At 63.3% G+C, this 18,710-nt stretch carries 18 protein-coding genes, 1 other RNA gene and 1 riboswitch; of the genes, 3 read left to right on the plus strand and 16 right to left on the minus strand.

Annotation, left to right across the window (positions count from 1 at the left end; all coding sequences use genetic code 11):
* Positions 1-74: 74 nt before the first annotated feature.
* Positions 75-707 (minus strand): recombinase family protein, encoded by a 633-nt coding sequence (locus MRAB57_RS00815; protein ID WP_077085866.1) that lies wholly within the window; start codon positions 705-707, stop codon positions 75-77.
* A gap of 288 nt (positions 708-995) precedes the next feature.
* Between MRAB57_RS00815 and MRAB57_RS00820 the strand changes: the two genes are divergently transcribed.
* Together MRAB57_RS00820 and MRAB57_RS28430 are read left to right on the plus strand one after the other, a co-directional pair.
* Positions 996-2,651 carry a hypothetical protein gene (locus MRAB57_RS00820; protein WP_077085867.1) on the plus strand — a complete coding sequence of 552 codons (1,656 nt, stop codon included), beginning with the start codon at positions 996-998 and terminating at the stop codon, positions 2,649-2,651.
* Between the two features lie 70 nt (positions 2,652-2,721).
* The gene (locus MRAB57_RS28430) at positions 2,722-3,213 is read left to right on the plus strand and encodes a hypothetical protein (protein WP_157900546.1); all 492 of its coding nucleotides are present in this window, start codon (positions 2,722-2,724) and stop codon (positions 3,211-3,213) included.
* Positions 3,214-3,264: 51 nt separating this feature from the next.
* A riboswitch (SAM riboswitch) is annotated at positions 3,265-3,385 on the plus strand.
* 803 nt (positions 3,386-4,188) lie between these two features.
* Here the strand turns inward: MRAB57_RS28430 and MRAB57_RS00835 are convergent.
* The 15 genes from MRAB57_RS00835 to prfB form a co-directional block, all read right to left on the minus strand.
* The gene (locus MRAB57_RS00835; RefSeq protein ID WP_157900547.1) at positions 4,189-4,767 is read right to left on the minus strand and encodes a hypothetical protein; all 579 of its coding nucleotides are present in this window, start codon (positions 4,765-4,767) and stop codon (positions 4,189-4,191) included.
* Positions 4,768-5,406: 639 nt separating this feature from the next.
* The gene (locus tag MRAB57_RS00840) at positions 5,407-5,856 is read right to left on the minus strand and encodes a hypothetical protein (RefSeq protein ID WP_077085871.1); all 450 of its coding nucleotides are present in this window, start codon (positions 5,854-5,856) and stop codon (positions 5,407-5,409) included.
* A 60-nt stretch (positions 5,857-5,916) separates the two neighbouring features.
* Positions 5,917-8,325 carry a hypothetical protein gene (locus MRAB57_RS00845; RefSeq protein WP_157900548.1) on the minus strand — a complete coding sequence of 803 codons (2,409 nt, stop codon included), beginning with the start codon at positions 8,323-8,325 and terminating at the stop codon, positions 5,917-5,919.
* Positions 8,322-8,549: a hypothetical protein gene (locus tag MRAB57_RS00850; protein ID WP_077085873.1), complete on the minus strand. Its 228-nt coding sequence runs from the start codon at positions 8,547-8,549 to the stop codon at positions 8,322-8,324. Before MRAB57_RS00850 ends, MRAB57_RS00845 begins: the two co-directional genes overlap by 4 nt.
* Entirely contained in the window at positions 8,546-8,914 is a 369-nt protein-coding gene (locus tag MRAB57_RS29555; protein ID WP_083743262.1) for a helix-turn-helix domain-containing protein, read from the minus strand. Before MRAB57_RS29555 ends, MRAB57_RS00850 begins: the two co-directional genes overlap by 4 nt.
* 146 nt (positions 8,915-9,060) lie before the next feature.
* Positions 9,061-10,173: a tyrosine-type recombinase/integrase gene (locus MRAB57_RS00860; RefSeq protein ID WP_077085875.1), complete on the minus strand. Its 1,113-nt coding sequence runs from the start codon at positions 10,171-10,173 to the stop codon at positions 9,061-9,063.
* An 87-nt stretch (positions 10,174-10,260) separates the two neighbouring features.
* Positions 10,261-10,629: a transfer-messenger RNA gene (gene ssrA / locus MRAB57_RS00865) on the minus strand.
* A gap of 89 nt (positions 10,630-10,718) precedes the next feature.
* Positions 10,719-11,564 carry a maleylpyruvate isomerase family mycothiol-dependent enzyme gene (locus MRAB57_RS00870; RefSeq protein WP_077085876.1) on the minus strand — a complete coding sequence of 282 codons (846 nt, stop codon included), beginning with the start codon at positions 11,562-11,564 and terminating at the stop codon, positions 10,719-10,721.
* Between the two features lie 36 nt (positions 11,565-11,600).
* Complete coding sequence (locus MRAB57_RS00875) at positions 11,601-12,446, minus strand: EamA family transporter (RefSeq protein ID WP_483869924.1); 846 nt, start codon at positions 12,444-12,446, stop codon at positions 11,601-11,603.
* Entirely contained in the window at positions 12,443-12,952 is a 510-nt protein-coding gene (gene smpB, locus MRAB57_RS00880; RefSeq protein ID WP_077085878.1) for an SsrA-binding protein SmpB, read from the minus strand. The genes MRAB57_RS00875 and smpB overlap by 4 nt, the downstream gene beginning before the upstream one ends.
* A 2-nt stretch (positions 12,953-12,954) precedes the next feature.
* Positions 12,955-13,848, minus strand: coding sequence for a permease-like cell division protein FtsX (gene ftsX, locus MRAB57_RS00885; protein ID WP_077085879.1), 894 nt, complete (start codon positions 13,846-13,848; stop codon positions 12,955-12,957).
* Positions 13,849-14,538 (minus strand): cell division ATP-binding protein FtsE, encoded by a 690-nt coding sequence (ftsE, locus tag MRAB57_RS00890; protein WP_077090306.1) that lies wholly within the window; start codon positions 14,536-14,538, stop codon positions 13,849-13,851.
* Positions 14,539-14,609: 71 nt separating this feature from the next.
* Positions 14,610-15,068 carry an Rv3103c family proline-rich protein gene (locus tag MRAB57_RS00895; RefSeq protein ID WP_077085880.1) on the minus strand — a complete coding sequence of 153 codons (459 nt, stop codon included), beginning with the start codon at positions 15,066-15,068 and terminating at the stop codon, positions 14,610-14,612.
* Positions 15,065-16,051: a mechanosensitive ion channel family protein gene (locus tag MRAB57_RS00900; RefSeq protein ID WP_077085881.1), complete on the minus strand. Its 987-nt coding sequence runs from the start codon at positions 16,049-16,051 to the stop codon at positions 15,065-15,067. Before MRAB57_RS00900 ends, MRAB57_RS00895 begins: the two co-directional genes overlap by 4 nt.
* Positions 16,041-17,147 (minus strand): peptide chain release factor 2, encoded by a 1,107-nt coding sequence (prfB, locus tag MRAB57_RS00905; protein WP_077085882.1) that lies wholly within the window; start codon positions 17,145-17,147, stop codon positions 16,041-16,043. Before prfB ends, MRAB57_RS00900 begins: the two co-directional genes overlap by 11 nt.
* Before the next feature lie 186 nt (positions 17,148-17,333).
* Between prfB and MRAB57_RS00910 the strand changes: the two genes are divergently transcribed.
* A complete protein-coding gene (locus tag MRAB57_RS00910) occupies positions 17,334-18,698 on the plus strand; it encodes an FAD-dependent oxidoreductase (RefSeq protein WP_077085883.1) in 1,365 nt (454 codons plus the stop codon).
* The last annotated feature ends 12 nt before the right edge of the window (positions 18,699-18,710 follow it).

Genomic DNA, 18,710 nt, shown 5'->3' on the forward strand with positions numbered 1-18,710 from the left:
ACGTGGTGTTTAACGGACGGCGTGGTCCTTCACGATCGCCAGGCGCGATCCTAATCACGGCGCACGACAACGGATCAAACCGCGAGGGTGAGTCGACCGGCTTCGGCGTCCGCAGCTTCCTCGTCAACGAGGTATCTGTACAGGGTCGCTCGGCTGACGCCGAGGTACTTGGCAATGTCCTTCGCGCTATGGCCATCGGCCTTCATGCGCCTGGCGGTCGCGATGTGCTCGGCGTCGCCGACCTTGCGGGGTCGACCGAACCTCGTCCCGTTGGCCCGCGACGATGCCCGCTTCAAGGCGGTGCGCTCCTTGACCAGTTCGCGTTCGTACTCGGCCAGCGACCCGAGCACGCCGATCATCATGCGCCCGGCCGGAGTGGACGAGTCGATTCCATCGGTGACCGACACCAGGGTGACGCCGCCGTTGGTCAGAGCTTTGACCGTCTCCAAGATGTGCAGCGTGTTTCGGCCTAATCGGTCAAGCTTCCACACCACCACGGTGTCGCCCTCGCGGACGTAGGCCATCAGCTCGGCCAGGCCGGGGCGATCATCCCGACCGCCAGACATGATGTCCGAGAACATCTTCGTCACCGCGGCCTTCGCGAGCGCGTCGTTCTGCTGAGCCAGGGTCTGCGCGATTGTGGAGACCCTGGTATAGCCGATCCGTTGACCAACTGGGTTTCGGTCGACGTCGTTCTCATGACTCATAAGTATGGGAATCGCAGATTTGCGAAAGTTATTTCCGAGACGGACTTCTGAGACAGATCGACCTCGGGAAATACCAGCGCCATTCGGGTGTCGGACGAGGGTCTCATATGTGGTCTTTTTCGAGACGGCGGTTCTTACCACGTTGTCCATTGGACATTCGAGGTGCGGACCTTTGGTACCGGCACGGCGAACTACGCGACGTCTATAGCCTTGATGTCGGGGTATTCCTGCAAACGCGTCGATTGGCACTGACTCGCTAGCTTCTGTCACACAGGGATAATCGGAGCAATGTGGACAAGCGATGACGCCGACGCGATCGCCCGATATGAAGTGCTGCCCGCAGCGCTGCGGCTGCAGAAGTACCTGCGATTGGTGGACCCTGAGCCAACCGGGTGGGTGTCGGTGTTGCGGTCAGACATTTCAGAGGATGCGCATAGCACGCTCACGTCGGTATTGATTGAGCCCGACTTCGCCTCCGCGGCCATGGATGAAGCGGAGTGGTCCTGCGATGACCTAGGTTCCTCCTGGAATGACCAGCGGGGAGATGGCGGCTTCCTGGAAGGCCTGGTGGCTGATGACGAGTATCCGATGCACTTCTTCGGACAGGCGCGTGAGCATCATGGCCTTGTTGCGCCGACTGTCGAATTCACACTGTCGTTCGTGTGGTGGTTAGGTCTGGTGCCCACGGGTGACGGGCAATGGAGCCGAATTGACAAGGCGGGGCGCAGTCACGATGTGGTGCACACCAAGCGCCTGGAGGACAATGGATACGACGTGTCGGTGGACGCTAATTACCTCAGGCGCTACCTGGCTGCGCGCCGGATGGTTCTCGTTATCCAGCACCGTCACACCGTATGGGCCGATCTGAAAGACGTCGAGCCCATTGATCTGGAGATCCGCAACCCGGTTGTGACCCTCGAATTTCGCGCAACGTCAGCGATCGGCGGTACAAAGCGAAACTTTTTCGCGGACCTTCTAGGCAAGCACCTTGTTCTACCTTTCGACCAAGCCGGCTCCGACCCCGACGACACCTTTCGCGCACCGCGATACCAAGAGTTCATCACTGAAGTCGATCGGCAGACCGGACAGCCAATCCGGACTAGTTGCGGCGACGACACCCGAGAAGGCGGTACGCACTTCCTGACCCCGGTGTTCTTCGACCCTGATGTCCTCACTCGCTACCGTGAGGACAACACACGATATGTCTTAAGCCGAACACGGCTATGGTGTCTCAACTTGTGGGGACTTGACATCGACATCAACGATGAAGGACTCGTCCAGGTCTGGTTAGGCGACATGCGCCGACTTCCTGAATCCGAGCGTGATCACTGGTTCGTCCACAACGTTGTGCCGCGCGGAGGAGTCAGTGAAATCCGTTTCCGCCGCGACCTTCTCAACCAGTGGGTAACCGACGACCGGCCCGACTTGCAAAATCTGCGCCGTGCAAAGTCACGGCTGAACGACATCGCCCGCAAGGTGGTGGGCTCCGATCTCTTCCGTCCGCTTGGTAAGCATGACCGAGAAGCATTCGAAGGGCTTTCGTTGTGCACCAACGCCAGTGTCGCGCAACGTGACATCAGCATTCTTACCCTGGCCAAGGACGTCGTGGAATGCCTGGACGTCAAGCTCCTGCGGCGATTAGCCGGCACAACAGAGCCAGAACCATCATTGAACTGCTTGCAGGCGTGGATAACCGCTCTCGGCGGGGACGCGGAGGAACTTTGCAAGCCCCTACGGTTGCTTCAGGACCTTCGCTCAACAGGAAGCTCCCACATGAAAGGTTCCAAATACGACGGGGTCATCGCCTCTGCCGGATGGGTATCAACCCCACCGGACAAGCAATTCCAACAACTCGTCGATGACGTCACCCACGCACTGCAAGGTCTTTCTAACCTCATCGACTCAACCACTCAGTTAGGTCAGACGGGAGATGACAGCCTCTAGGGTTGTGCCGATCGCCTCCGCGACATCACGGAGTTCGATCACATCTAGTCGGCGTTCACCGGACTCGTACTTGCTAGAGACCCACGCTCGGGAACACCACTTCCTTGTCCAGGGTTTTCGAGAAGCGGAGAACTCTCTCGTTGGGCGCGCTGTCAGGAGAGCAACCATTACGGGCGGCGACGAACACGATCTCGGTTACGCCGAGATCTGCAGCGGGCTATCGAAACGCTACGGCACCCGCTTCAAGTTGGAGATCACCGGCAACTGCGCGATTTTGTCCGCCGAGCTGGAGGGCGGTATCCGGGTGGTGATCACCGACTGCGAAGGCCCGCTATCGCCAGTCGGCTGGCATCTCGATGGTCGTGCTGCTGGCTTCTTCGTCGGTCTCCACCCTGCAGAGCCTGAGACCGGAGGCGGTGCCGAAGTTGATGTTCTCCTGGCCTACGCCTACAGCGAGATGGCTCCGCCGACTGCCGAGGCAATCAGCGACTTGGTGCAGGAGGCGTTGGGGCGTGCATCGAGCCAGCCGGAAAGGCTCTTGCGTGGTCAACGTGAACTTTAAGCACGCTTGACTTGGCCCCGTCTCATCGCCCAGCTCGGTATCGTCGATCGTGGCCAAGAGATTCGCTCGTACGCCTCCGAACGTGAGCGATCGGCAACCGCGCTACCGGCACGGTGCCCTTCGGAGAAGGCCGGGGTTTGTAGCTAATGCGGCTACGCGCCAAGACGGGAGCATCGAGGTGTCCGAACAGCAATATCGGCATTACTGGCGTGTGCTGTACCCCGAATTCGCAGAACCGAATTCGACGGCGCACTGGTATGGCAAGTGGAAGACGGCCGGAATGTGTATGGGGCTCTTTGGCGAAAGGCAGCAGGCCCGACACGAGTGGATCCGTACTGGCCCACGCCGGGGTCGTGAAGAACCCCACGTGACTGTGGTCGTCACCCATCATGCATCGCCGGTTCGGTCGTTAACCGTGAACGCGGGCTTGAGTTGCCTGTGGGTTTCGAGGGATCTCGACAAGGAGCACCCGGGGATTACCGGAGATCACTGAAAATAGGACACCGGCACCCGCGGTGCCCCCAAGGCGGGCTTGGTCGCCTTTCGTGTCCAAGCCCATTCAAGTTGGAGTCCAATTCGGCTCAAGCCGAACGTGATTAGGCGGGGATATTTTGTACTTAATCGCTTCTTGCCATGAGCGCTCGATACGCCTCAACCGTGAGCCCGTAGAGTTCTGCCAACTTCTTTTGGATCCGGGATTCCCAGTACGCCGCTCTCCCGGCCGCGCTGTGATGCCTCTCGGCATGGGCCCTGAGGCTGTGGTAGCTGATCTTTGTCTTCTTGTCGAGGCGCGCGTTGAGGGGCTCCAGGTCGTGCAGGATGTCGGTGTAGGTGACCGCATGAACCTTCCCTGGGCCCAGCAAGATTGGGGCACCACGCCAATCGAGCAGCTGGTTGACCAGAACACGGATGGCCTCGTCGCGACAGACCCGACAGCGTGGTTCCCGGGGTTCGTATGCTTTCCGAGGCACTCCCTCAGTCGTCAACAAGCCGCACCGCCTCCTGTAGGACGCAACTGGTATCGATGACGTATTCGCTTTCCCGACGGCCGATTTCGTGAATGTATGCCAACACTCTGTCTGGCTTTGCATCCAACGCATAGACATGCCCCGCGGCACGCCCACGTAGTTGACCATGGGCGAACCTCCGGGCCATTGCCAGATCTGAGGTCCATGACATACCCTCCCACCCGTCCGGCGTGCAGCCCCGGTAGACGGTCACGGGTTCGGTTGGCGGTGCGGCCGGCCGGCCATCGTCGGTATATCCGGCCGCTCGGAAAAGCTCGTCCCACACATCTCGTTCTAGTGAGCTCTCGGGGTGTTCGGATATCGACCAAGCGACGGCGACGACGCTGGGGTGCGCAAGAAGGTCGAGCGATCCGCTGTAGTAGAGGTCGGACAGCAGCGCAGGCGCGTTGTTGCGCCCTAGGCGGGCGCAGACGATATCGAATGTCTCCGCATCCATCTGGCCGTCGAATCGGTAATCTCCATTCTCATCTTCGTATAGGCCTTCGACGCACCGACCCTGACGGGACTCAATCGCATTTTTGGACATCGGTGTTCCTTTCAGGGGGTTTGGACTTGCGTCCGTGGGTGACTTCCATCTGGAGACGGGTCAAGAATCTCTCCTGACCCGCCCGGCTCGTGCCCTGCGACCGGCAACGGCGGCCCAGGCAGGTCGGGCCACCTGCTCGAAGCTGTGTGAATGCACCTACCTTGTCCCTCCAGTTTGTCGAGCCTGCCGACGAAAGCTGTCGGGTCGACGCTGCACCGCATGGGCGACACCGCTATCCAGCCCTTTGGGTTCGTTCGGACGGAGGCGTTGTTGGTTTCCCCCCGGCCCATACCGCACGGCCCACTCCTCTGCACCGAGCAGAGGATCATTGATTGGATTGATCGAGCCGCGGGGAATCGCGCATACCTCGTGGGCCACAGTATTGTTGGCGATGTAACGGATCCGGGTACCGGCCGGGAATCGCTGGCGACACAGCTCACACGCACCGCGGTACTTCGCCGCAAACACAGGACCCGGCACCGCAAAAAGTCGGGGAAGCACGCAATCTTCGGTCATCGAACAACTGCCTGCCGGTCGACAGTGATGCCTGGCTCGGGATTTCGTCTCGCCGGAGCCCGTTTTGGCATGCTTGAGCGTCCAGTAACCGGTGGCGATCCGCCACCCCTGCGTTGCGCCCAATCAGAAAGTGGCACTGGCCCAGCCTCGATCGTCCTCGGGATCGGCGGGGGAGATGGAGCAGGCGGTCCCCAGCTTGTGAAAGATGACTGCCCCGTCGTCCGACAGAAAGCGGTTGTGCTCCCAGCTGAAGTCGGAGCTCTCATAGGGTTCGATCCTGGCCTGGATCATCACCGGACGGCCATCGCTGTAGGTATTGTCGGCCTCTTCCTCATCGCCGTCGTCTTCTTCATCTCGCACGGCCCCGACGGTGCCGAAATGCAGGTGCCAGTAAATCTCGATCAGCCTCTCCTGGAGGTGTAGCGATTCATCTGGATCAAGCAGACCGAGACCGGCAAGTTCGGCGAGCCGGTATTGCATCGTCGCCAGACTCTGTGTGGCCCGGGCATGCTCGTACTTAGCTCGGTCGGCGATGTCGTGCACGTCCGGGTTGACCGACGGTGGTGTTGGCATGTGATCTTTCCTTTCAAGGGATTTGGCGTTCGCCGCGGGTGACATCGATCTGGAGACGGGTTACGGGAATTCCGAACCGATCTCGGCCTGACTACTTGCTGATCCGGGCGTCCCAGATTTGTCAGTAGGTGGGCGTAGGCCAGCATCGGAATCGACGGAACTCTTATCGAGGGCTAGGGGCCTACTGACATTTCTGGGGACGACGAGGGCGGCGGGGTCAATGTCATCGTTGAGGGAGTAGCGCCAAATCGTTTTGTTGTTGGTCACCGCTTCCTCCTCCTCACACACCACCGCGCCGAGCATGTGCAGCGCTTGCAATTGCCGGTCCACGGTGGTGCGCGGCTTTCCGATTCCCTTCCGGACTTCGGTCGTGGTGCTGTCCGGGTGAGCGGCCAGATGATCGATGATTCCCAGCCGCAGCGGCGGCATCGAGTCTCGTGCGCAACGGATCGCCAAGCGCATTGCGGCCTTTCGGTTCATACCCACCGCTACTCCGCCCCGGACGACCTGCGCCAGCTGCTTGGCGAACCTCGTTGGCATCTCCGGCGCGTGGGCATCGACAACGTTGCCGCGGAAATCGAATTCCACGCCAGTTCGTGCCAGCGTGACCAGATCGGCTGCCGCCAAGAGCTTCTCGGTCTCTTCGGGGTTTAGCTCTATACCGGTTGAGCTGGCTCCGGCCAATACATCGGCTACCGCCATCGATAATTCGGCGCGCATTTTGTCTTCGCTGCCGGTGTTGGCGATTGCCCGCCGACCCGCGCAGGCGCGGTCTTTGGTGGAATCCATGCGGAGCAATACGAATCGGTCACCCATTGTGGCGATGACGGCGTGGGCGGTATCCCAGGCAGTTGTCACCGCACCCACCAACGCAATCCGACCCTCCCACTCCAGCGTGCGGCCCCCATCGGTTCCGACCGTGCGGACCCAATGGCCGTCAAAGATCTCGCGTAGTGCTGCCATGACCTCGGCGCGCATTTCACGGCCCGCCGACAGGATCGACGTCACATCCTTGATGACCAGAAGGCCCGTACCGCCGATCTGGCGGAGCAAACCGCCGCTGGCGTCGGCGCTGCGCTCCTTCTTCGATGTCGCCGACAACAAGGCACCCTGTGAGGCGATCGTCGACACGACATGAGCACCTGGCCCCTGCAGGGCTAGCACAGTCTCGGTCTTGGCGTTGCCCGATCCCGACACGAGCAGCAGCCAGAGCGGGTCGCCGTCGAGATCCCCGACCGCCGCGGCAGCCATCGCAGCGTTGATTGCATCCAAGTCGTAGCTCTCGCCCAGCCAGCGCCGAAAGACGCTATGCGCCTTGTCGAGCGCCGATGCACGCTCAGCGTCGGTCCGCTCCACACGGACCCGACTTGTCCCAGCGGTCTGCACATCGGGCATCTTCTCCGCGACCCGCTGGTGTACTTCATCGAGGTCAGCGACCCGAGCTACTCGGACCGCCCAGGCAACAATTTCGTTCCACTCGTCGAGCGCTTGCCCGTCGGTGCGTCGGCGATCTTCGCCCTTCGGCGGTTTGGTCACCGCCTCCAAGAACAGCGGCCTCAAGGTGTCGATCGCCGAGACCGCTGAAAAGTAGCCCGCCCGGGCTTCTTTCAGCGCGCCGGTTATCACCGAGACCGCCGTGTCGTGCCGACTTCGCTTTCCTTTGAAGCCCGCCTTCATCGCCTTGACCCAGCCCTGCAAGATTTCTGGCCGGTCAGCACGGTGATATTCAGCGATGAACGCCGAGACTTCCCCGGCCGAGGAAGCAGCCGCCGAATGCACGGTGGCGATGTCGGAGTTGGGCGTCCTTCGTTTGGCGTCGACCAGGTCAGCTAGCGCTTCACCGCTGCGGTCTTCTGGGCCATCCGCGGACAGGGCTTGCAGATCCGGGGGTTCCACCCACCGGTATTGGCCGACGGTGCCGTCCAGCTTGGAGCGCTTCCTGGTGGGAGCGATGAATAGGAACCCGCGCCCGGTGCCCCCAGGCGTGCCCGCCTTCAGATCGATTCCAGGACAGACGTTATCGCGGGAGCGAACACCGATAGTCGACACCAGTTCGTGGGTTCCGCCCGACGGGGTGTGGGCCACGCCGTAAACCCGAGGCATGGCGCCGCGGGCTTCAAGAGCAGCACGGGACTCGTCGCCTCCGCTCCGGGGATCGGTGTCCACTCCGTCGACCTTGTGGCCGCAGACCATGCCGAGCGCGTCACCGGGCTTATACTGGTCGAGCACATCATGATTGGGTTCGGTTAACTGCCACCCTTTCGGCAACCAATAGCCGCAGCCGTGGTGGCCACCACGCGAATCCCAACTGCCGTCAGGATTAGTGGCCGGCTTAGCATTGAAGATGGGGATACCCGCGTCAATCAGCGCCCGCGCCACCGTCAGCGGGTCGGTGAACTCGGTCTTCCCCTGATCTCGAAGGCCCGCGGATCTTGAGCCCGGTCCCTCAAAAGCCGTGCTCGACGTCATTGTGGATCACCACCGTCAACAACGGTGTAGCCGAGGCTCCGCAGGTTGGCCGCAAGCCGGCCGACATAGCCGGGATGGATGCGCCAGGTCTTGAAGGTCGAGTCCCACCACCGGGCCCGCAACGGCAACGCCACCATTGCGGCGACCGCGGACTCGTCGTTGTGTTCGAAGTTGACCAGCACATCGTCGTAGTCCTGGCCAAGGCGTTCGAGCATGACGTTCACCGGGCCCCCATCCTGCGCGCGGTGGTCGGCGTCATTGAAGATGTTGGCGTACAGAGCCTGGTATCCGTGGGCAATGCGGCGGGCACCGCGCAGCGCCGGATTATTTCGGCTACATCAGCGTCGGTAAACCGCCAACGGCGCCCCACTTTATGCGCCGGAAATTTCCCCGAACGCAGCTGATTAGCGAGCCACCGTTCGGTGGTGCCGATTTCCTTAGCGGCATCCGCCAAGCCCATAAGCGCCATTCGCGCCTCCTGATTACTGAAAACTACTTTGGAGATCGCTGCAGACCCTATGTGTGCTCTGAGCTGCGCGCAAACACTCAATCGCGCTGAACCTGGGAGAAAGCTGAGAGGATTTGACATAGACTTGACACCGGCTTGACGCCGTATGGAAATGGCGTTAACACACCCGACTAAAACCCCAGTTGGCGCGAAATAGACAACCTCGAATTTGACTGTGATACAAGTCACACAGCCAATTTTGGAAATGGTCGGAAACGAGGCGTCTCTCAGCCCAGAAGCGTCGCCATTGCCGCCGCCGCGGCCTGCCCGGCCGCACGGTCTAGATGCCCATAGATGCGGGCGGTGGTGGCGGCGTCCTCGTGACCAAGGTGAGCCGCGACGGTAATGAGCGGCACCCCCTCGCTCAACAGCCAGCTGGCGCAGACGTGGCGGAGATCGTGGATACGCAGCCGCGTGGCCAACAACAACTTGTCGGGGTTGTTCTCGTCCTTGGTCATGGCTTTGGCCAGGCTCGGAGACCACACGTTGGTGCGCCAGGAATACAGCCGGATGGGGCCGCCCTCGGTGTTGACGAACAACCACTCGTGCGAGTAGTCGAGCTGGTCGAGCACCGCCGCGGGAAGGTTGATCGTCCGAATTGACCGTCGGGTTTTGGGCTGGCCGATCTCGTATTTGACCCCGCCGTCGCCAGGCGTCCGCTTCCAGGCCTTGGTAATCCTCACGGTGCCGTTGACGCGGTCAACGTCGCCAGGCTTCAACGCCGTCGCTTCCGAAAACCGGCAGCCGCTGGCCACCAGAAAGTCAAGGAGCGGGTGCCAGCGATCGGTGAAAGACGCTTTGAGCAACCGGTATTCGTCTTTGGTCAGCAGGGTCATGTCCCGCCGCAGCGTACGGGGCACTCGAATGCCCGCGGCCGGGTTGGCCGGGATCTCACCCGCCTTGACCGCCAGGTTCAAGGCGCCGGACAAGAATCCCAGTTTGTTGCTGATCGTCTTGCCGCTGACACCGTCGGCCCGCATCTTGTTGACCCATTTGGCGACGTCGGCGCGATTCAGTGTCGACAGCGGAATATGACCCAACACCGGCTCGATGTCACGCACCAGATAGCGCCGGTACTCAAACATGGTCTTCTTCTCCACACCCGCCAGGGCGTCGAGATGCTCGGTGAGGTAGCTCGTCACGGTGTGCCCGTGTCGGGGAATGGCTACCTTCCAGATCCTGCGGGCCTCGGCCGAGCCCAGCCGATTGCAGACGTCTTGGAACTTCAGCGCCTCGGCATGGTCATTGAAGCTGGACGAAGTCTGCTTGCCGTCGAAGGTGTACAGCACCGCGGTGTAAGCGGTGCCGTCCTTGCGCATGCGGACGCGAATGGATGCCACAAGGCAAAACCCTATACCGCGATCTTGACGTGAATCTTGACGCGGCTCCGACTTTCGATCTGTCTAGGCTTGTGAACAGTCCTTTCTTGGTGGAGCTGCCGGGAATCGAACCCGGGTCCTACGGCATTCCCTCAAGACTTCTCCGTGCGCAGTTCGCTATGCCTCTACTCGGATCTCCTGTTCACGCGAACTAGCCAGGATGACGATCCCAGTCGCTGTTTGGTGTCCCCACGGGTCCCGCGACCGAACCCGTGGGTGGGTCCCTCTAGACGACGCCAGGGTCCGGGTCGAGGGCTCTCCCGGTCTGACGGACCAGCTATCGCTTAGGCAGCGAGAGCGTAGTCGCGCTGATGTGAATCGGCGCTTATATGGTTGCAACGACGCTTACGGTGGTCTCTTGCCTGCACCGGCACGCTTCCCTTGATTCGATGCGCGAAGTCGAAACCGTTCAGCCCCTCGCATCCCTGCCGAATTTCGGCAAGACACTCCATTGTACGGCGCTATCAACCAGCGGCAACGGAATTTTCTTCCGCGCCAGGCTGCGGTCAGATTACGAAGTTCAGGCGCTCGACGATCCGAGCCGCTACGTCCGTGTCCCCACCGAGCTCGACGTCCTGCGCCCGGGCCGGGCACATCGGCCGCCCGCCGGCCAGCCTGGTGAACTGCAGCGCATCCAGCCGGATGGTCGACGTCGGTTCCTGCGCGCCGAAGTCGTCGACGACCTGGGCGCGCCCGTCGACGCTGACCCGGATGCCGCGGGCCAGCGGGCCGGTCAGATCGAAGTGGACGCGCGATCCATCGGGTGCCTTGGCGAGTTTGCCGACCACAAAGCCCATCGTGGCCGCGACCTCATCGAGGGACAGCTGCGACGCGGGCCCGCCGAGTTCGTCATCGGACGACGGGCGCTGCAGCGCGACGCGGATGTCCTGCTCGTGCATCCAGCAGTCGAAGACCCGAATCCGCATGAACCGCCCGTAGCTGTCGGGCCCGGCGGGCGTGAAGCCCTGCGCGTTCCAGTCCTCGTCGGACATGCCCTGCAGGACCTTGCGACGCCCATCGGTCACCGCGCGGTAGCGCGCGAGGACCTCGGCGCCGGGTTCTTTGGCCAGGTCACGCACCCAGCACTCGTTCATCGCCCCGATGTCGTTGCGCACATGGTCGAGGGCTTTGACGTCGGTGTCCGGTTCGGGTGCGGGGATGCCCTCCAGGAACGACTCGGTGCCGACGATGTGGGCGACGACCGCTTGGACGCACCACCCCGGCAGCGGCGTCATTGCCTGCCACTGCTCCGCGTCCAGGCCGTCCAGCAGCTTGTCGAGGTCGTCCCACACGGCGAACAGCCCCGAAAGCACCTCGGATTTGTCGAGTTTGGTGATGGGGCGATCGGCCATGAATCGGATCGTAGGCGCGTTACCGCCGTACCGGAACTAGCCTGCGGCGATCATCGCGACGGAGCCCATGGCCATCACCATGCCGATGCCCTGCCAGCGGCTGACGCGCTCGCGCAGGATCATCATCGCCAGCACGACCGTCGCCGCGGGATACAGCGAGATCAAGATGCTGGCCAACGACAGCAGCCAGGATTGCAACGCGATCAGCTGGGTGACCAGCGCGCAGATGTCCAGGAGCGCGATCGTCAGCGCCAGCTTCATCGAATTGCCCCGCGGCAGCCGCAGGGTCTTGCGCGATGCGGCCATGGCGGTGATAACCACGGTGGCCGCCAGCCGGGCGAACATCAGCGGCCACAGCTTGCTGTCGTGCGGCGCCTGGTGCAGGAACACCAGGTCCAGCCCGAACGCGGCCCCCGCGAAGACCGTCAGCCAGGCCACCTTGGGCGTGAACCGGAAGCGGCTGGCGCCCTCCACTGAAGCCTCGCGGCTGACGAGCATCACCGCGACGATGGCCAGGACGACGCCGAGCGAGGCCGCCGGCCCCGGTCGCTCCCCCAGCGCGATGCCGACCGCCACCGGTACCGCGGCGTTGAGCACGCCCGCCAGCGGGGCGACGACCGAGATCGGGCCGGAGGCCAGGGCGGCATAGAACGCCCACATGCCGAAGGCCTGGCCGACGCCGTACAGGCAACCCCAGAGCACCGCGCCCGAGTGGATGGGTCCGCCCGCGACGAGGGCCAGCGCTCCCAGCAACACGGCTTCGACCGGGTAGGCCGCCAGCATGACCCGCAGTGCCGCGGTGCGCCGAGCGGCTACGCCGCCCACAAAGTCGCTGACGCCGTACGAGACGGCAGACAGCTGCGCGTACGCGGCTCCGATCAGTTCAAACCCTTCGCTCGCCGGCCCAATTCGCGAACTACATCGCGCTGAGCATCCCGGCGGGCCATGTCCTGGCGTTTGTCGTACGCTCGCTTGCCTCGTGCCAATGCGAGCTCAACCTTGACCCTGCCCCCGGTGAAGTACAACGACAACGGCACCAAAGCGAGGTTACCATCGCGAATCTTCCCGATCAGCCTGTCAATTTGTTGCCGATGTAACAACAACTTTCGATTGCGACGAGGATCATGGTTTGTCCAGCTACCGTGCTGATATTCGGGAATGTGCAAGTTACGCAACCACACTTCGCCGTCGTCAACGGTTGCGAACGCATCGGCCAACGAGGCCTGGCCCTCACGCAAGCTCTTGACCTCGGTGCCCAGTAACGCCACTCCGGCCTCGAATAACTCCACAATCGCGTAGTCGTGCCGGGCCTTGCGATTGCTCGCGATTATTTGTTTGCCGTCCCGCTTGCCGCCAACCGCGTTGGTCCGGCTGGACTTTTTGGCCACAGCTACCGCCGCACGTACAGCCGCAACGTCACGTACGACGTCAACGCCGCCATCGACACGCCGAGAAGCAACAGAATCGGTGAGATGTAAAGAATGTCGGCGTAGTCGACGCGCGCAATGAGATTCGCTTGATAGAACTGGTTTAACGCGTTGTCCAGGAACAACGCCCGCACCACGAGCAATCCGCCGACAGCGATACCCACGCCGACGGCAGCGGCGAACATCGCCTCCACCAGGAACGGCAGCTGCGTGTACCACCGGCTGGCACCGACCAGGCGCATGATTCCGATCTCGGTGCGTCGCGTGTACGCCGCGACCTGAACCATGTTGGCAATCAACAAGATTGCGCCGACGGCCTGAACCAAAGCCACCGCGAACGCGACGTTGCTCAAACCGTCCAGCACGGCGAACAGCCGATCGATCAGGTCCTTCTGGTTCAGGACGGACAACACCCCGGGCTGGCCCTGCATCGCGGCGTCGAAGTCCTTGTGTTGCTCGGGATTGTTCAGCTTGACGATGAACGACGCGGGGAAGGAATCCTTGCCGGCAACGTCCTTGTACTGCGGGAACTTTCGGATGGCGTCGTCGTAGGCGTCCTGACGGTTGAGGAACCGCACCGACTTGACGTCGTCGCGTCCCTCGATCTTCTGGCGCAGCGGCTTGCACGGACTTGCCGTGCAGCCAGGATCGTTGGCGGACACGTCCTCGGTCAGGAAGACCTGCGTCTCGACCCGGTCGAGGTAGATGGCACGCGAGTGCTCCGCCAGGCGGACCACCAGCAGACCACCGCCGAACAGACCGATGGAGATCGCGGTCGTCAGGATCATCGCGACCGTCATGGTGACGTTGCGCCGAAGACCGGTCAGGACCTCGTTGAGTAGGAAGCCGAAGCGCACTTAGCGATCCATCCCGTAGATGCCACGTTCTTCGTCACGGACGAGTCTGCCCAGGGACAACTCGACGACGCGCTGCCGCATCGAGTCAACGATGTGGTGGTCGTGCGTTGCCATCAAGACCGTCGTCCCGGTGCGGTTGATCCGCTCCAACAAATCCATGATGTCGTTACTGGTGTCGGGGTCGAGGTTTCCGGTGGGCTCGTCGGCCAGCAGGATCAGCGGCCGGTTGACGAACGCGCGCGCGATCGCAACCCGCTGCTGCTCGCCACCCGAGAGCTCGCCCGGCAGCCGGTTGGCCTTGCCGGACAGCCCGACGGTGTCGAGCACCTCGGGCACCACCCGGTTGATCGCCTCGGTGCGCTTGCCGATGACCTCCAGGGCGAAGGCGACGTTCTCGAACACCGTCTTTTGCTGGAGCAGCCGAAAGTCCTGGAACACGCAGCCGATCACCTGACGCAATTTCGGCACGTGCCGGCCCGGCAATTTGTTGACGTGAAACTTCGACACCCGCACGTCGCCGCTCGACGGGGTCTCGGCGGCCAACAGCAGCCGCATAAACGTCGATTTGCCCGACCCCGACGGGCCGATGAGGAAGACGAATTCACCCTTGTCGATTTTGACGTTGATGTCATCGAGCGCCGGACGAGCCGCCGCTTTGTACTTCTTGCTGACATGGTCGAGGGTGATCATCACGGCACGCCAGTGTAGCGGTGAATTTCGCTGGACCGCGACGGTCGAGCGGCGGGTGGCCTGGAGATGGGCTACTGACCTGGGCTGGGCTGCGGTAGCGGCGGGGGTGACGACGGCGCGGTCGAGCTCGGCGGGCAAAGAGGCGCGGGCAGCAGACACGGCAGCTGCGGCAGCTGGAACGGCGGCGTCGTGGTCGTCGTGGTCGTCGTCGGGGGCACTGTCGGCGGAGGCGGCGTCGTCGTGGTGGTCGGCGTCGGCGGGTAGCTCTCCCGCGGCGGCTGCTGCACGCGGCTGCGCGGGACCCAGGTGTAGTTCGGGTCGGGGACGAAGCCCGGCGGCACGATCTGCGGCACCGGCGCCTTGGGAGGCGGTTCCGGGCGGTACGTGTCGTAGACCCACCACACCGCCAGAAACGCCACGATCAACAAGAACGTGGACGTGCGGACCCGCCCACCGAACATGTGGCCCGGCCAGCTCTTGTCCTTGTCCTCGTCGGCGCGCCTCTCGAAGACGTTGAGGGTCAGCTTCACCGTTGCACCGACTCTCGGCCCGTCTCGTGAGCGGCCTCGGCGGCCTGCGCGGCCGGCACGCCTGGGTCGTCCTCGACCACGCTCACCCTCGCATCGGCGGCGGTGACGATGCCGGCGCGGCCGAGCGCCCGTACGACCAGCACCCGCAGCTGCCGGCCGGCCTCGAACTGCTTGCCGGGCAGGGTGCGGGCCACCATCCGCAGCGTGACGGTGTCGACCTCGATGCTCTCCAGCCCCATCAGCGTGGGGGCATCCAGCAGCAACTCCCCCAGCAGCGGGTTGTCCATGGCGTGGTCGCACACCTCGTGCAAGACCTCGTTGACCCGGTTGAGGTCGGCGCTGGTCGAGACGGGAATGTCCACCACCGCGCGCGCCCAGTCCTTGGACAGGTTGACCGTCTTGACGATCAGACCGTTGGGGATGGTGAACAGCTCCCCCTCCGAGGAACGCAGCCGGGTGACGCGCAGGGTCACATTCTCGACGGTGCCGCGGGCCTCGGCGTTGATCCCCGTGACGGTCAGCGAGACCAGGTCACCGAAGCCGTATTGCTTCTCAACGATGATGAAAAAGCCCGACAGCAGGTCCTTGACCAGCTGCTGGGCGCCGAAACCGAGGGCGGCACCGAGCACCGTGGCGGGCGCGACGAGCCCGCCGACGGAAAACTTCAGCACGTCGGCGATCTGCATGATGACCCAGATCGCGATGATGACGATCGACACCCACTGAATCACCGACGCCACCGCCTGGCGGTGCTTGGTGGCCTCCGAACGCACCAGAGCGTCGCTGGCGGCGAAGCCGACGTCGAGCTGACGGGTGACCTGCTGGGCCACCCAGGTAACGAAGCGGACCGCCAGCACCGCCGCGATGACCAGCATGACGATGTGCAGACCCTGGTCCAGGATCCAGCCACCGAACTCGCCGCGCCAGAAATCGTGCCAGCGCTGGCCGGCCGAGGCTGCGATAAATGTTGTGTTAGTCGTCATCTTTTCGGTTGCGCCACCGGATACCCGCTTCAAGGAATCCGTCGATGTCTCCGTCCAGAACGGCCGCCGGATTGCCCACCTCGTACTCGGTTCGCAAATCCTTGACCATCTGATACGGGTGTAGGACATAGGAGCGCATCTGATTACCCCAGGAACTGCCGCCCTCACCTTTCAGGGCGTCGAGCTCCGCGCGCTCCTCTAAACGCTTGCGCTCCAACAACTTTGCCTGAAGCACTCGCATTGCCGAAACTTTGTTCTGCAGTTGCGACTTTTCGTTCTGGCAAGTCACGACGATACCCGTTGGGACGTGGGTTAGACGAACCGCCGAGTCGGTGGTGTTCACCGACTGGCCGCCCGGACCGCTGGATCGGTACACGTCAACGCGCACATCGCCCTCTGGAATATCAATGTGATCGGTGGTCTCCACCACCGGCAGAACCTCGACTTCAGCGAACGATGTCTGCCGCCGGCTCTGGTTGTCGAACGGACTGATCCGCACCAGCCGATGCGTGCCCTGCTCCACGGACAACGTGCCGTAGGCGTACGGCGCGTGCACGGCGAACGTCGCGCTCTTGATCCCGGCTTCTTCGGCGTAGGAGGTGTCGAACACCTCGACGCCGTACTTGTGTTGCTCGGCCCAGCGGATGTACATGCGCATCAACATCTCGGCCCAGTCGGCGGCGTCCACCCCGCCGGCGCCCGAGCGGATAGTGAGCAGCGCCTCGCGCTCGTCGTACTCCCCGGACAGCAGGGTGCGCACCTCGGCCGCTTCGATGTCGGCGCGCAGGGCCTTGAGCTCCACGTCGGCCTCCGCCAGCTCGTCGGCGGCGCCTTCCTCGGCGGCGAGTTCGTAGAGCACCGGCAGATCATCGAGCCGCTGCCGCAGTCCCTCGATGCGGCGCAGCTCCCCCTGGGCGTGGGAGAGCTGGCTGGTCACCCGCTGCGCGTTGCCCTGGTCATCCCACAGCTTGGGGTCGCTGGCCTCGTGCTCGAGCTTCTCGATTCGGCTGCGCAGACCGTCGACGTCGAGCACTCGCTCCACCGTGGTCAACGCGGAGTCGAGGGCGGCGATATCGGCTTGACGGTCGGGTTCCACAGCCGCCCACGTTACCGGCGGCCTGGTCGAGACCGACTGGTCAGGTGGCGAGCGGGGCCGCTTCAGCCACATGCCGGGCCGCAGCCATTAGCATTCGGGTGACCATCATGTGCGCCCGCGACTGCGACGCCCAGCCCTAATCTCAGCCCTTGCGTCGCAGCCCGGGCACGAACAGAAGGCTCGGGTATGCGTCCATTTCACGTCGCTATCGTCGGCTCCGGACCGTCGGGGTTCTTCGCAGCGGCTTCTCTGCTCAAGACCGCCGACGCCTCCGACGAGGTCGAGGTAGCCGTCGACATGCTCGAGATGCTGCCGACGCCCTGGGGCCTGGTGCGCTCCGGCGTCGCGCCCGACCACCCCAAGATCAAGTCGATCAGCAAGCAGTTCGAGAAGACCGCCGGGGACCCGCGGTTCCGCTTCTTCGGCAACGTGGTGGTCGGCGAGCACGTCGAGGCCGCCGAACTCGCCGAGCACTACGACGCGGTGATCTACGCCGTCGGTGCGCAGTCCGATCGCGCGCTGGGCATTCCCGGCGAGGACCTGGACGGCAGCGTTGCCGCCGTCGACTTCGTGGGCTGGTACAACGCGCACCCCAACTTCGAGGAGATAGCGCCCGATCTGTCGGGAGCCCGGGCCGTTGTCATCGGCAATGGCAACGTCGCACTCGACGTCGCGCGCATCCTGATCACCGACCCGGAGGTACTGGCCCAGACCGACATCGCCGATCACGCGCTGGACACGCTGCGGCCTTGCGGCGTGGAGGAAGTCGTGATCTTGGGCCGGCGCGGGGCACTGCAGACCGCGTTCACCACGCTGGAGTTGCGCGAGCTGACCGACCTCGAAGGCGTGGACGTGATCGTCGATCCGGCGCAGCTGCAGGACATCAGCGACGAGGACGCCGAAGCCGCCGGCAAGACGACCAAGCAGAACATCAAGGTGCTGCGCGACTACGCCAACCGCGAACCCCGTCCGGGACACCGGCGCATGGTGTTCCGATTCATGACGTCCCCGATCGAGATCAAGGGCGAGGACCGGGTCGAGCGAATTGTGCTCGGCCGCAACGAGTTGGTCACCGATTCCAGCGGGCGGGTCTCGGCCAAGGACACCGGCGAACGCGAGGAACTCCCCGCGCAGCTGGTCGTGCGGTCGGTGGGTTACCGCGGCGTGCCCACCCCGGGTCTGCCGTTCGACGAAAAAAGCGCCACCATTCCGAACACCGATGGCAAGGTCGAGGGCAGCCGCAACGAGTACGTCGTCGGGTGGATCAAGCGCGGGCCAACCGGCGTCATCGGCACCAATAAGAAGGACTCCCAGGAAACCGTCGACACGTTGATCGCCGACCTGACCGGCGCCGCCGAACTCGCCGACTTCCCGGACGACCACGCCGACAAGCTGACCGATTGGCTGTCCTCGCGCCAACCGCAGCTGGTGACGTCCGCGCACTGGGACATCATCGATCGCCACGAGCGGGCGGCCGGCGAGCCGCACGGGCGTCCTCGCGTCAAGCTGCCGAGCGTGGCCAAGCTGCTGCACATCAGCCACCCCAAGTAGCCGTTGCCGCGC

Origin of the sequence: Mycobacterium rhizamassiliense (genome assembly GCF_900157375.1) — a bacterium.
Classification (GTDB): domain Bacteria; phylum Actinomycetota; class Actinomycetes; order Mycobacteriales; family Mycobacteriaceae; genus Mycobacterium; species Mycobacterium rhizamassiliense.

Bases quoted from the DNA above. Each gene is read 5' to 3' on its own strand.
- MRAB57_RS00815 (WP_077085866.1), bottom strand. From the start codon at position 707: ATGAGTCATGAGAACGACGTCGACCGAAACCCAGTTGGTCAACGGATC.
- MRAB57_RS00820 (WP_077085867.1), top strand. From the start codon at position 996: ATGTGGACAAGCGATGACGCCGACGCGATCGCCCGATATGAAGTGCTG.
- MRAB57_RS00835 (WP_157900547.1), bottom strand. From the start codon at position 4,767: ATGTCCAAAAATGCGATTGAGTCCCGTCAGGGTCGGTGCGTCGAAGGC.
- MRAB57_RS00840 (WP_077085871.1), bottom strand. From the start codon at position 5,856: ATGCCAACACCACCGTCGGTCAACCCGGACGTGCACGACATCGCCGAC.
- MRAB57_RS00845 (WP_157900548.1), bottom strand. From the start codon at position 8,325: ATGACGTCGAGCACGGCTTTTGAGGGACCGGGCTCAAGATCCGCGGGC.
- MRAB57_RS29555 (WP_083743262.1), bottom strand. From the start codon at position 8,914: ATGTCAAATCCTCTCAGCTTTCTCCCAGGTTCAGCGCGATTGAGTGTT.
- MRAB57_RS00870 (WP_077085876.1), bottom strand. From the start codon at position 11,564: ATGGCCGATCGCCCCATCACCAAACTCGACAAATCCGAGGTGCTTTCG.
- ftsE (WP_077090306.1), bottom strand. From the start codon at position 14,538: ATGATCACCCTCGACCATGTCAGCAAGAAGTACAAAGCGGCGGCTCGT.
- MRAB57_RS00900 (WP_077085881.1), bottom strand. From the start codon at position 16,051: ATGACGACTAACACAACATTTATCGCAGCCTCGGCCGGCCAGCGCTGG.
- MRAB57_RS00910 (WP_077085883.1), top strand. From the start codon at position 17,334: ATGCGTCCATTTCACGTCGCTATCGTCGGCTCCGGACCGTCGGGGTTC.